This is a genomic window from Polyangium jinanense, assembly GCF_028435265.1.
Taxonomy (GTDB): Bacteria; Myxococcota_A; Polyangia; order Polyangiales; family Polyangiaceae; genus Polyangium; species Polyangium jinanense.
Window position 1 is genome coordinate 1 of record NZ_JAGTJK010000083.1, and the last position, 13,662, is coordinate 13,662.

A 13,662-nucleotide genomic window follows, 5' to 3' on the forward strand; every position below is an offset into this window, starting at 1 on the left:
GCGGGCTGCGCTTTTCTCCCCACGGCCGGTGGCAAGACCAGGGACAACGTTGCCAGTCACGGCGGTCTTGGTTGGCAGGGTCGTCGCTGGTCTTGACCTGGCCTGTTCGATGAACTGCGCATTGCGCAGTTCATCGACCCTGGGTCCAGCGCTTGCGCTGGTCCGGGTCCAGGGGCGGATAGCCCCTGGTGGGGCCTGGGGCAACGCCCCAGCGCAGCGCCTCCCAGATGAGACTTATCCCTGTGCTCGGAGCGACGCCGCCCCGCGGAGCTTGAGCGCGCGTGCGATGCCGCTGCGGAGCGTGCCCATCGTGACGATGCTCCCGAGGTCGAGGCCCAGACAGATGAGCGTCTGCGCCACCTCGCGGCTGAGCCCCGTCAGCATTGCCTCGGCGCCGAGCAATTTGAGCGCCCCTGCCGTGCGGAGCAGCGTGCTGGCGACGGCCGTGTCCATCACCTTCACGCCCGTGATGTCGATGATCACGACCTCGGCCCGATACGTCTGCGCGCCTTCGAGTGCCGTTGTGAGCACCTGCTCGGCCCGCTGCTCGTCGATCGCGCCGATGAGCGGCATGACCATGATTCGGTCCGTGATCGGGATCATGGGCGTGGACAGCTCCAAGAGGCGGGCGCTCTGCGCGCGGATGATCTCCTCCTGCAATCGGGCGCGCTCCTCTTCGCCTCGCGCCCGCTCGGAGAGCTCGTTCGAGAGACGCTCGTTCGCGTCGTAGAGCTCCGCGGTGCGCCGCTCGACCTCGCTCTCCAGCGCCTCGTTCGAGCGCTTGAGCTCGGCGGTCAGCCCCTGGAGCTGCTGATAGAGGAGCGCATTTGCCACGGCGATGGCCGCCTGCGACGCGAGGAGCGTGCAGTGCTCCGTCTGGCGCGGCGTGAAGGCCTCCTTCACACAGTTGTTTTCCATGTAGAGGATCCCCCCGAGCTCGCCCTTCTGCACCATCCCCAGGCAGAGGACCGATTTTGGTTTTGTTTCCGCGATGTAGGGGTCCGCCGAGAATCGGCTCTCCGCGCCTGCGTCGCCGAGCACGATGGGCTCTTTCGTCCTCGCGACGTATTGCACGATGGTCCGAGGCAGGCCCGTGCTCTCTTCGAGCGGCGTCGAAAGGCCGAGCTCCACCCGGTCCGGCTCGACCGTGATCGAGGCCGCGATCACGAGCTGCGTGTCGCGCCCGAGGAGCAGCACCGCCCGTTGCGCGCCGCCAATCTCGATGACGAGCTTCAAGACCTGCTCGACCACCTTGTCGAGTACGAGCTCCGCTGCAATGGCCTGGGCCGACCGGACGACGGCCGCGGCCTCGAAGAGCTCGGCGGCGAGGGCCCTCGTCGTGGTCGTCGTCGTGAAGGACCGAAGGTTCGCGGCGGTCTTGGTGGCGACGTTCGTCACGGGCAGCGCCGCGGCCGGGGGGAGCAGGTGCGCATATCGATCGGCGATGTCGTCTGCCTTCGCCGTGGCGCCCCAGCGCAGATAGGCGTAATGCGCGTCGGACATGTAGATGTGCGCGACCCGGGTTTTGCCCTTGGCAAGGTAAAGCCGCGCGCAGAGCTCGTTCGCGAGGGCTTCCAGCGAGGTAAAGCCATTCTCGCGGGCGGCCTCGATGGCCGCGTCGCAGAGATCGATCGCCTCGGCGTCCCGCCCCGCAGCGCGGGCTTCTTCGGCGCGCACGAGCAGGAGCTTCGGCCGGAAGTTCTCGGGAGAGCTCTCCGCGAGCCGCGCGAGCTTTTCCTGATGAGGCGCGGCCGCCGCCGCGTACTGCGCCCGCTCTTCGGGCGAGGCGCCCAGAGAGAGCGCATGACTCGCCATGCAGAGGTAGAACGCGAGCTCGGTCGCGAAGTATTGGCCCGCGCTGCTGCCGAGCCTCTCCTCCGCGCGTTTGGCCATTTCGAGCGCGGCACGAGGATCGCCGTGCAGATAAAAGAGCTGGGCCTTCACCGTGTAATACCAGCACGTGATGAAGTACGCCCCGGCCGCCTCCTGCGCGGCGACGAAGGCGGCTTCGTCGAACGATTCGCTGGCAAGGGAAGTGCGACTCTCCGTGCGCCCCGTGAGGGCCGCGAGCGTGTGCTTCGCGATCGTCAGGAAGCCGATGGCCATCGCTTCCTTGGTCCGCTGCGTGAGCGCGAGGAACCGGTCGAGCTCCTCGCGCACCACGGAAAGATCCTCGCCGAGGCTCAGCCGGACGATCATCGTGTAGAAGCAGGCGTGCGACGTGTACACGAAATCGCCCGAGACGAGGTCGGACTCGTAGGCGCGCCTGTAATACTCGATGGCCTCCCGGACCGGCCGCGAGAAATGCAGGAACACGCCGAACACCATGTTCACCTTGGCCGTGAGCTCGGCGCTGCCGAACTTCTCCTGCAAGGCGAGCGCGAGCCGGCCATAACGATGGGCCTCCGCGTACCGGTCCATCCCCCCGGCCAGGATGAAGCCATAAAGGACGTAGCCATAGGCGGATCCGTCCGAATGGCCGTATCGAAGGGAGATCTCGACCTGCTTCAGCGCGACGAGGGCAATGAACGTCGGCCCCTCGTAGTAGGCCGGTGAGGTGAGGAAGATCAAAAGCTTCTGGACCGCCCTGCGTTCCGGATCGGTCATCTCCGGGGCGTCCACGAGATCCTCGATGCGTCGCTCGCCCCTGATCGCGTCTACCTCCGCCATTCCCCGGGCAAGCAGCGCTTTTCGCGCCTCCTCGCCTTCGGGGATTTCGACCCCGAAGAGCGCGAGGCCTCGGAGCCCGGCCTGGATGGCCTCGGGCAGCCGGCCGGCCGTGGTGCAAAGGTTCATGCGCAGGCAATCGACGTGCGCGAGCTCGAGCTTCGTCCGGGCGCGGGCGAGGAGCACTTCGAAGAGCGCATCCGACACGTCCATGCGACCGTTGATGGCCTCGCATTCGGCTTGCTCCACGTGGAGCCAGAACGCGAGATCATGGTCCTCATCCCAGCTCGACGCGGCGAGGAGCGCGACCCCTGCCCCGAGATAACCGGCCGCGGTCTGATGAGCGGCCGCCGCTTTGGCCCTTCGCCCGGCCGCGAGGTTCAATCGGGCGAGCGTCCATCGTTCGGCCGGATCGGTGATCAGCTCGGCGCCGATGTTGAGGTGATTCGCGATATCGAAGAGCTCCTCGCCGACCGCATTCGCGGCGCGGCCCGCGAGCAGGAGCCGGCCGATGCGGAGGTGCGTCTCCCGCTCGCGGCCGTCCTCCAGAAGCGCGTAGGCCGCGTGCTGCACGCGATCGTGGAGGAACCTGTAGGAGACGTCGAAGGACTCGGTCGCCGAGATATCGGCGGCGTCGAGGAACCGCTCGCCTTCGTCGATTTGCAGGACGAGGCCCTCCTCGAGCGCCTCCCAGAGGGCCGCGACGGCCTCGGTCATCGATTGCTCACTGAGCGTCGCGAGCGTGCGCAGGGTGAACTTGTGCCCGACGCACGCGGCGAGCTTCAAGGCGCGCTGCGTGGCGGGCCTGAGCTCCCGCAGCTTGTGCATCATGAAATCGACGACGTTGTCCGTGATGTTCGCCCGCTGGATCCGCTCGAGGTCCCATACCCAGGCGCGAGCGCGCGCGTCGAACGCGATCAGGTCTTGCTTGTGGAGGTCGCGCAGGAGCTGATGGATGAAAAACGGGTTTCCGTGGGTCTTCGCGAAGACGAGTTCCGCGAAGGGCGCGCACGCCTCGGCGTCGCACCCGAGCATGTCGCCAATCATTTCCCCGACGGCCCGGGGCGAGAGCGGCTGGAGCGTGATCGACCGGAGCGCGACGCCCTCCTTGCGGAGCTCGTCCAGGGCCAAAAGGAGCGGGTGCCCGGGCTCGACCTCGTTGTCGCGATAGGCGCCGATCACGAGCAGATAGCGGCTCTGCGGGCCGGAGAGGAGGATCCGGAGAAGCCTGAGCGACGCGGGATCGGCCCATTGCAGATCGTCGAGGAAGATGCAGAGCGGGTGCTCTTCGGCGGTGAACGCGCGCGCAAAACTCTCGAAGACGAGGGCGAACCGGTTCTGGGCTTCTGCCGGCGCGAGCTCCGGGAGGCTCGGCTGCGGCCCGAGCAGGAGCGAGAGCTCGGGAATGAGGTCGGCGATGAGCTGGCCATTGGGCCCGAGGGCCCTCCGGAGCTTGCTCTGCCAGCGCGCGAGGGCCTCGGTGGGCTCGGTCAAGATGCGCCGGATGAGCTCCCGGAAGGCGTGGACGAAGGGGGCATAAGGCACGCTCCGATTGAGCTTGTCGAACTTGCCCGCGACGAAATACGCTCCGGGGCGGCGCGCGATGGCCTTGTGCATCTCGCCCACGAGGACCGATTTGCCCACGCCCGCATAACCGGCGACGAGCAGCCCCTCGGCTTTGCCTTCCCGCGCGCGATCCCACGCGGCGAGGAGCGCCCGCTCGTCGTCCTCCCTGCCATAAAGCTTCTGGGGCACGCGTAGCTCGCCGCCGAGGTCGAGTCGGCCGAGCGCCATGGGCCCGATCCACCCGTTCGCCTCCCATTGCCGCAGGCACTCGTCGAGATCCGCCTTCAGCCCATAGGCCTGCTGATAACGGTCCTCCGCGGCCTTGGCCATGAGCTTCATGGTGATGTCCGAGATGGCCCTCGGGATCTCCGGCGCGAGCTCGTGCGGGGGCGTGGCCTGCCGCGCGATATGGCTGTGCAAGAGCTCCATCGCGTCGTTCGAGCGGAAAGGCAGAACGCCGGTGAGCATCTCGTAGAGGGTGACGCCGAGCGAATAAAAATCCGTGCGGTGGTCGATCTGCCGATTCATGCGCCCGGTCTGCTCGGGCGACATGTACGCGTGCGTGCCCTCGATGAGCTCCGGGGTCGCAGCGCGCTGCATCTCCTGCGAGATGCGCGCGGCGATGCCGAAATCGATGAGCATGACCTCGCGCGTTCGGGGATTGTAGAGGAGATTGGAAGGTTTGATGTCCTTGTGGATCACGTGGGCGCGGTGCAGGGAATCCAGGATTCCCGCGAGCGCGGAGGCGATGTGGAGCGTGGTGCCGACGTCGAGCCGCTGCTCTTCGAGGATCCTGTCGAGCGGCTGGCCGCCACGATCTTCCATGACGAGCGCGAGGCCGTTGCTGAGCCGCTCCAGGGCGTAGGCCGTGAGGATGCCCGGGATGTGCAGGCGCTTCAGGATGGCGTACTCGTGCCGGAGCTTCGTGATGTCCCGCGGGGTCGGGTGCTCGTGCTTGAGGAGCTTCACCGCGACCGGGGCGTGATCCGAAATTCTGTGCCCCCGATGGATGATGGTGGTCTCGGTCTCGTGAAGGATATCCGACAGGACGTAGTTGGGAAGACTCGAACGCATGGCATCCTTGACCGAACCCCTGCAATCGTGGCCGTGGTTGCTCGTGCCCCCCACGCGACGAGCGGGCACCGACGGCATAGGGATCCCGTCCTCGGGTAGACCAATCCGATCGAAGTCTGTCAAGAAGGAAGCGCCCTCGCGATTCGCTCGGATGGCGGCAGACATCACGGGGAAAGCGCATGGGCCTGTTTTGCCAGGCCGGCGAAAAGGATGTCCGGGTGTGGGGCGGATGCCCAGCGGCGGTAAAGCGCCAGAAATTTGTCAGCTACTGGCACTTCCCTGCGTGGCATACGGGAGGCAACGGCGGGACACACGGGGGCACGATATGGCGGCACTCTGCGGCCGCAAATGCTGGACACTCGCGGCTTTCGGCCTCTGCGATGGCTGCCTTGACGGCATCGACCCCGGTGACGCTCACCGCCGACGAGCACGCATCGAAGCAGGCGCCGGCGATGCCCACGAGCGTACAGTCCGTGTCGGTCGTGCAGGCGCGGTTGGCTTCGACGACGGCCTGAACCGCTTGAATGGCTCGATTCGAGCGCTCGGCACAGGTGTTCGTGCTCTCGGCTCCGGTCGCGGGGGGGCTCCCGGTCCCGGAGGAACTGCAGGCGCCGAGAAGCGCGGTTGTGATGAGGAGGGATGCGGAAAGGAGGGTGGAGACTCGCATGCCCACGAGAACGCAAACAGGGGCCCCAACCCTACACGTCACAAAGCTGCCCCTTGACCCCCTCCCCCACCCCCGCCTACCGTCCCGGGCCGTGACGCCCGGGCCGCGCTTCCTGCCGTTCCTCTTCCCGGCCCTCGCGTTCGTCGCCTCACCGCGCCTCGCCGCCGCCGACGAGACCCCTTCCCTCGCCGTCGAACCCGCCCCGGCCGGCGATCGCGCCTTCCTCGTCGAGCACGCCGACGTCCGCGGCCACCTCCTCCCCTCGGCGCGCCTCGTCCTCGATTACGCACGCCGCCCGCTGGTCCTCCGCAACGATCACGACGAGCTCGACCCCATCATTTCAGATCAAACCTACTTCCACGCCCTCGCGTCCCTCTCGCTCTTCTATCGGGCCACCGTCTCCCTCGACATCCCCTTCTCCATCACCCAGGCTGGGAGCACCCCGCCCTCGGGCGACGCCTTCCCCCGTGCCGGCGTCGGGGCATCATTTGGGGACATACGAATCGGCGCCCGCGTCCGCCTCGCAGGCGGCCTCGACGAAGCCGGACAGGGCGCCGCCCTCGGCCTCTCCGCGTCCCTCTGGCTCCCGACGGCCACCGACGGATACGCCGGCGACGGCGCCGTTCGCGGGCGCTTCGCCCTCGTCGCGGAGGCCACGGGCAAGCGGCTCCACGGCGCGTTTTCCGGCGGCCTGCGCACCCGCCCGGCCGTCGCATTGCCGGGCGTCTTGCCGACGCGTGTCGCCACCTCCCTCACGTTCGGCCTCGCGGGCGGGTTTTTCGTGGATGGCGCGCGCACGCTCACCCTCGGCGGCGAGCTCTCGGCCGAGCTGCCGTTCCTCGGCGGCGCGCGCCTCTTCGATCCCCGCGCGACCGTCGCACATGCGCTCGTCACGGGGCACTACCGCATCACCGGCGGACCGCTCGAAGTCGGGCTCGCCATGGGACCCGGCCTCGGGCATGGCGCGGGGAGCGCGGACGTGCGGGTGCTCGCGCTGTTCGGGTATGCGCCGGAGAAGGCCAAACCCCCGCCGGATCGGGACGAGGACGGCATTCCGGACAAGAGCGACGCTTGTCTCGATCTCGTCGGCGTGGAATCGGGGGATCCGCTGCTGCACGGCTGTCCCGAGCCTCCGCCCGATTACGACGGCGACGCCATTCCCGACGAGAACGACGCATGCCCACGCGCCGCGGGCGAGGCCACGTTCGTGCGCAAGACGCACGGCTGCCCGAAAGACACGGACGCGGACGGCGTGCCCGACAAGAAAGACACCTGCCCCACGGAGCCCGGTCCGAAGCCGCCCGAGGGCAATGGTTGTCCGAAGCCGAAGGAGCCGGAGCCTCCGCCCGTCGCGTCGCTCGCCGAGCAGGAAATCGTGATCTCGCAGCAGGTGCAATTCGAGACGGGCACGGCCGTGCTGCGTCCGGAGAGCGACGGCGTGCTCGGCGAGGTCGCGCGGGTGCTCACGGATCATCCGGAGGTCACGCGGGTCGAGGTGCAAGGCCACACGGACGACACGGGCACGCCCGACGTGAACCGCAAGCTCGGGCAAGACCGCGCCGAGAGCGTGGTCGAATGGCTCGTCCGGCGTGGCATCACTCGCGCGCGGCTCGTGCCAAAGGGATACGGCTCGGACAAGCCGATCGCGGACAATACGACGGAGGAGGGCCGCAGCAAGAACCGGCGCGTCGAGTTCCGGATCCTCGAAAAGAAGCCGGCGGCGAAGGACGAGGCCAAGCCCGCGAAGGGAGGCGCGAAATGAGCGGCGCGAAGGGGATGTTCGCGATCGCCGCGCTCGCTGTCGCCTCGGTCTCGGGCCCGGGCCGGGCCGAGGAGCCGGCCGAGGACCGGGCCACGATGGGCCCCGAGGTGCTGCACAACCCGACGCTGGAGCGAACGGCCGAGCAAGGCATTCTCCGCGCCGTTCCCATTTCGATCGAGCTCCCCCTCGACATCGCGCTCCGCGCCCGCCGCGTGCTCGTGCATTACCGGCTCTGGGGGGATCCGGACTGGACGGCGCTCGAGCTCAGGCGAAACGGCGCGAAATACGAGGGCGCGATCCCGTGCCTCGAGATCAGCACCGTCACCGGGGATCTCCGCTACTACATCCGCGTCCACGACGCCGAGGGCCGCGTGATCGCGACAGGCGCATCCCGCGCGCGGCCGTACCTCGTGACCATCAAGCACGACACGGTGCTGGGGCCCGGCCAGAGCAGCGGCGCGAAATGCCCCGATCCGGCCGATTGCCCCGCGGGCCTGCTCGGCTGCCCGAGCGAGCGCGTCGTGGAGATCGCCTGCCAGTCGGACGCCGATTGCGAGGGCGGCACGACGTGCAGCTGGCGCGGGTTCTGCGAGCGGGTCGATCGACGCAAGAACTGGGTCACCCTCGGCGTGCAGCAAGACGTGGCCGCCTTTGCCACGGCGGGCGCATGCAGCCTGTATTCGCAGGAAAACGAGGGGTACGCCTGTTTCCGCGCGGACGACGCGCAATACACGGGCACGCCGGTCCAGACGAACGCAAAGCTCTCCGGGGGCCTCGGGCCGACGCGGATCGTCCTCGGCTACGAGCGGCTGATCCATTACGACACGACGCTCGGCCTGCGGCTCGGCTGGGCCTTCTTCGGCGAGGGACCGACGCCACGCGACGGCACGGCGTTCGTGCCGTTCTCCGTCGCCGCCCGCGCGACGCACTGGTTCGGCGACGATCTCTTCGCCCGCTCGGGGTTCCGGCCGTATGCGTTCCTCACCGGCGGATACGCGATGGTCGACATGAAGGGAAGCACGGTCGTCCGGGAAAACCCGCTCGCTCCGCCGTACCAGGGCGGCAATGACCTGGAGCAAGAGGTCACGGTCTGGAAACGCGCAGGCGACGGCTTCGTCGGCGCCGGGACGGGCCTCGCATTCGCGTGGGAGAGCCGCCGGGCGGCCTTCCTGGAGATCGCGGCGCATGCCGTGTTCCCGTTCGGCGCGTTCGTGCTCGCGCCGAGCGCAGGGATTACACTCGGCTTCTGAAGGGAGGCTCGGATTGTTGCAAGTGTTGCTCCGGAACCTCTGTCTCGGGTGGGCGAGCGCCGCCCTCGTGGCCGGTTGCGCGTCGGACGCATTGACCCCGCCCGAGGCCCACATCGACACGCCCGGCGCCTTCGTGGCCGTGGAGGGGTACTATGAACCGGGAGAGCTCACGCTCGTCCGCATCCTCGATCGCCTGCAATTCGAGGATGCGCGGCTCCTGTTCATGACGGTCCACGACGTCCGACCCGAGACCTACGAGGAGGCGCGCGAGCTCGCCAAGGACCACGATCTCCCGATCCGCGAGCTCATCCGCATCGAGCCGGACACGGTGGTCACGCAATCGCCCCATCGTATCGTCTGGTTCCGGACGCTCACAGCCAAAGAGCAGGAGCGCGTGCCGTGAAATCGCAACACCTCACCCTCGTCGCACTCATCGCCGCCGGCCTCGGCGCCCTCGCCACGCCGCTCGCCTGCATCCGGCACGCCGACATCCGTGACGAACCGGATAGCTCGATCCTCGACCGTCCCCCCGACTTCGACGCCGGCGGCATCCCCGAGCTCGACAGCGGCCTCGGCAGCGACGCCTACCCCCTCTGCGCGGATCGCCCCACGGGCAAATGCGTCGGCTCGAACGATTTTCCGTGCGCCTTCGAGGACTGGGTCCCCGCGATGGCGAAGGCATGCCAGGAGGCCTCAGGCTGCAAGACGAACGGTTGGCTCGAGGTGCAGATGGGCCCCGACGGATGCGTCGAGGCGCTCGGAATGGAGGAGCCGAACGACGAGGTGGTCGCTTGTCTCGTCGCGGAGATGGGCGCGGTGAAGTGCCCGTGCGGCGAGGGAATCACGAAGTATTATTTCGGAGCAGGGAACGTCGGGCCGTGCGGCTCGAATTGAGCCTCACTTCCCCCGGAGGCGCCGCGCTGGGGCGTTGCCCCAGACCCCACCGGGGCTATCCGCCCCTGGACCTGGACCAGCGCAAGCGCTGGACCCGGGGTCGATGAACTGCGCGATGCGCAGTTCATCGAACAGGCTGAGTCAAGACCAAGAACGACCCTGCCAAAGCAAGACAGCCGCGCTGCCATTTCGACCGGCAACGCCGTGCCTGTGGGAAGAACTGCGCATCGCGCAGTTCTTCCCCAAATGGTCCAGGGCTTGCCCTGGTTCGGGTCGAGGGGCGAACAGCCCCCGCGGGGCCCGGGGCGGCGCCCCGGCGCGGCGGCCCCAGGCCTACCCCTTCACTTCGGAATGGCGCTGTTGCCGGGCTCCAGGTTGTTCATGATGGCCCCGACGTCGCACGCCTGTAGGTACGTCGAGAGGACCTCCGCGCGCCGCGGCAAAAACACGTCCGTGAGCGCCTCCGAGAGCGTGCCGTTTTCGTCGATGTGCACCTCGCCGAGCGTGGACGGGAACGTGAGCCCGCAGCCGAGCGACCTTTCCGGGCCGAGGAAACGCTGCGGCGCGTGGCAACCGGCGCACGTGAGCGAGGTCGCGCGGTGCAGGACCGCCTCGGGCGTGAGCGGATCACCCGGGGGGCAATCCTTGCCCAGGCCGTGGTACGCGATTGCATCCTGGATCTCGGTCGCGAAATCGGAGCCTGCGACGCCGATCGCGCGCGACGCGTAATCGACGGAGGCCTCTCCGGAGACGACGCTCTCGCCCATGTTGAAATGCTTGCCGGTCTGCATGCGGACCCTGGGGAGCTCCTTCTGCGCGAGCTCCCAGAGGCTCAGATCGACGAACTCGCTCCGGAAGCTCACGGCGGTCTCCGACTCGTTCGCCCGATCGAAGAGCTCCGGCAGGGGGTTGTTCTTGACGGTGACGGGCTGGAACGTGAGCTTGAACGCCGTCGACCCGTCCGGCAGGCGCTTCAGGTGATACTCGCGCATCTCCCAGGGCACCTGCATCTGCTGGCTCACGCGCACCTGACCGTGCGAGGAGCCGTAAGCATCGTTCTCGTTGGAGATGGCGCCATAATTGTTGGGGTGAACGACGGGCAGGAAGCCCTGCACGCCCGTGAAGAAGAGCTCTTCGAGTTTGTCGGCGACCGTCTCGACGTCCGTCTCGGTCGCGAGGCTCCCCCACGCCTCGGCCACGGGACGACAGGCCGTGATGACGTCGAAGCCCGACGGGTTCGGCAGCGCCGCCTCGAAGATCAAAAAGACACGGTTCGCCGGGTCCGTGCGGCCTGAGGTCTTCGCGTAGACGATGCGGTGCTCGCCGCAGTTCGATCCGGACGTGGGCGTGAGGTCGAAGCGGTTGATGATCGCCACGGGCTCGAAGGAGTCGGGGTGGCCCGCCTCGAAGAGGCCCGGACTCGACGCGAGCGCCCCCTCGGCGCGCGGGCAGAAGAGGGCCGCGCCGTTCTTGAACGCGGCGTTGTCCGGATCGTCGCAATGCGGGTTGTCCGAAAAAACCCCCTCGGCCGCGGGGTTCTGCGCGTCGAAGAGGCGCTTCACGAGGTCCTCGGGCGTGGTCTGTACGACCGCGAGCGTGATGATCTGATTCAGGACGCGGTCGAGGCTGAAGCGCGCGAGCACGGCCGGATCCCGCACCATGAGCGCGCGGCTGTCCGCGGCGATGGAGATGTCCGCATTGCAAACGGGGACGTCGGGGTAGTCGACCGGGGGCTCGTCCGGAGGATCGGGGATGGGCAAGTCGGGTTGCTCGCCCGAGCTGCTCGGCACGATCCCTCCTCCCTCGCTCTGCCCCCCGCAGCCTACGAGGAAGCCGAGGACCGCTGCCACCGCCAATGGCCGAACACCTAAGCGCGAAAGCTTGAAAGCCATGAGTCCCTCCACCCTGGAAAGTAACGAGGAATCTTTCGAGGGTATCGGGCCCCACGTCGGGGTCAAGAGGGAGCGAGCGTCAGGACTCGGCCGACGAGGCTGCGGTCGAGCTCTCGTTCGGCTGGGACGAAGCGTCGGCGACGCGACCGCCGAGGGAGATGAGCATCTCGGCGACGGCGGCATGCGTGCGGTCGCGCAGGTCGACGACGCGCGCCGACTCCTTGCCCGTGGTGATGGGGTGGATCGGCTTGCCCACGCGCACGCGCACGAGGCGCATGGAGCCGTCGCCCGTGTCGATGGCGCCCTTCTGCATGAGGTTGCCCGCACCCTCCAGCGCGACGGGCACGACGGGGACGCCGGCGCGCACGGCAGCGTAAAAGCCGCCCATCTTGAAGTCCTTGAGGATGCCGTCCTCGCTGCGCGTGCCCTCGGGGAAGATGAGCAGGGGTTTTCCGCGCCCGAGGACCTCCTGGAAGCGCTTGATGACCTCGGCGGCGACACGCGGCCCGCCTCCACGCTCGACCGGGACGTGCCCCGCGAGCTTGAGGTGCCAGCCGAGGAAAGGAATGTTCATGAGCTCGCGCTTCGCGGCCCACTTGTAGTCCCCCGGCAGAACCGCGCCGAGCACGAGGATGTCGAGCAGGCTCTGGTGATTCGAGGCATAGACGTACGCGCCGTCGGTGGGCACGTTCTCGAGCCCCGTGGCGTCGACGTCGATGTGCAGCCCCCGCGCGCTCGCCTTGCACCAGCGCTTCATTGCCCAGGTGCTGGCGCGGTGATCGTTCGTGACCGGGCCGAGCGTGAGCGAGATCGTCCCATACCCGACGGTGCGAGCGGTGAAAGGAATCCACTGACGCGCGGCGCGAATGGCTTCTCGGAGCTGCATGGATCAGGCTTCCTAACACCACACAGGAAGCAATTCCAGGCCTGCAAACTGCGCAAAATGATACGCGGTATGGCAGCTCAGAGTGGGTCCATGATGAGGCCATAACCCACGACCTCTGGCTTGCCCGCTCGCTCGAACTTCACGGTGAAGATACCGGGCTCGCTCTCGCTCTGCACGACGGCGCGGCGCATCGTGCCCGCCCACTCGGCCCATACAACGGCGCCGGGCTTGCCTTTCCATTTGATCGGGATCGGCTGCAAATCGGCCTCGTCGGCGATGAGCGCCGCGCCGCCGAATCCCAGGCAGAACCAGCGCTTCACCCCGCCCGCCTCGAACGGCGAAACGAGCAGCACGTGCCGGTACTCGCCCTCCTGCCGGTGCGCCGCATAGTTGCCGGGCTGGAGCCCGTCGACCTGCTTGACCCAGCGCACCCCCTTCAAAAGCCCCTCGGGCGCGCGCGCCTCCATGTCCGTGTAGCGGACCGCGATCCGATCCTTCACGTACCGCCGCACGATGGCGTGCTTCATCACGCCGTTCCACTCGGTCAGCACGACGTCGTTGAGCCTCGGCTTCACGTTGTCCGGCACCGGGATCACGTAGCCCGGGTGGACCTTGTACGACGGGCCGCCGGACTGGCCCTCGATGACGAGGTCGTCGCCGTCGAAGCCGACCGCCGTGGCCGCGTAGAGCACGAGCGTCGAGCCGATGCGCGCGTTCGCCAGCATGGGCTCGGAGAAGGTGAAGACGCGGCGCCCCGGGTCGAGCTTGATCTTGCGCGGCGGCAGGCCGAGCGGGTTCGGCTGCGGCGACTTGGGCTGCGGGGGCTGCGTGGGGCTCGGCGCGATGAACGAGCCGAGCGGCGGCGGATCAGGCGATCCGTTCGCGGAAGGCGCGGCCTCGGTGGTCGTGGACGACCCGCTGCTGCACGCGGCGAGCAGGGCCGCGGCGAGCAGGCCGCGGGCCAGGGGTCGTTCGAGGCCGAACATCAGCCGCGATCTTTGCCG

At 68.1% G+C, this 13,662-nt stretch carries 9 protein-coding genes; 5 read left to right on the forward strand and 4 right to left on the reverse strand.

Annotated features, from left to right (window positions below; translation table 11 throughout):
* Positions 1–234 precede the first annotated feature (234 nt).
* Complete coding sequence (locus KEG38_RS51210; RefSeq protein ID WP_272428242.1) at positions 235–5,307, reverse strand: AAA family ATPase; 5,073 nt, start codon at positions 5,305–5,307, stop codon at positions 235–237.
* Between the two features lie 389 nt (positions 5,308–5,696).
* Between KEG38_RS51210 and KEG38_RS51215 the strand changes: the two genes are divergently transcribed.
* The 5 genes from KEG38_RS51215 (at position 5,697) to KEG38_RS51235 (ending at position 9,880) form a co-directional block, all read left to right on the forward strand.
* Positions 5,697–5,822 carry a hypothetical protein gene (locus KEG38_RS51215; protein ID WP_272428243.1) on the forward strand — a complete coding sequence of 42 codons (126 nt, stop codon included), beginning with the start codon at positions 5,697–5,699 and terminating at the stop codon, positions 5,820–5,822.
* Between the two features lie 243 nt (positions 5,823–6,065).
* On the forward strand, positions 6,066–7,736 hold the full coding sequence (locus KEG38_RS55925; protein WP_272428244.1) for an OmpA family protein: 1,671 nt from the start codon (positions 6,066–6,068) through the stop codon (positions 7,734–7,736).
* Positions 7,733–8,986, forward strand: a complete 1,254-nt coding sequence (locus tag KEG38_RS51225; protein WP_272428245.1) for a hypothetical protein — start codon at positions 7,733–7,735, stop codon at positions 8,984–8,986. Before KEG38_RS55925 ends, KEG38_RS51225 begins: the two co-directional genes overlap by 4 nt.
* A 13-nt stretch (positions 8,987–8,999) precedes the next feature.
* Positions 9,000–9,389, forward strand: a complete 390-nt coding sequence (locus KEG38_RS51230; RefSeq protein WP_272428246.1) for a hypothetical protein — start codon at positions 9,000–9,002, stop codon at positions 9,387–9,389.
* Complete coding sequence (locus tag KEG38_RS51235; protein ID WP_272428247.1) at positions 9,386–9,880, forward strand: hypothetical protein; 495 nt, start codon at positions 9,386–9,388, stop codon at positions 9,878–9,880. Before KEG38_RS51230 ends, KEG38_RS51235 begins: the two co-directional genes overlap by 4 nt.
* A 341-nt stretch (positions 9,881–10,221) precedes the next feature.
* Here KEG38_RS51235 and KEG38_RS51240 read toward each other — a convergent pair whose 3' ends face one another.
* The 3 genes from KEG38_RS51240 to KEG38_RS51250 form a co-directional block, all read right to left on the reverse strand.
* A complete protein-coding gene (locus tag KEG38_RS51240) occupies positions 10,222–11,670 on the reverse strand; it encodes a hypothetical protein (protein WP_272428248.1) in 1,449 nt (482 codons plus the stop codon).
* 181 nt (positions 11,671–11,851) lie between these two features.
* Positions 11,852–12,658, reverse strand: a complete 807-nt coding sequence (locus KEG38_RS51245) for a lysophospholipid acyltransferase family protein (protein WP_272428249.1) — start codon at positions 12,656–12,658, stop codon at positions 11,852–11,854.
* Between the two features lie 77 nt (positions 12,659–12,735).
* Positions 12,736–13,644, reverse strand: a complete 909-nt coding sequence (locus KEG38_RS51250) for a hypothetical protein (RefSeq protein ID WP_272428250.1) — start codon at positions 13,642–13,644, stop codon at positions 12,736–12,738.
* Positions 13,645–13,662 lie beyond the last annotated feature (18 nt).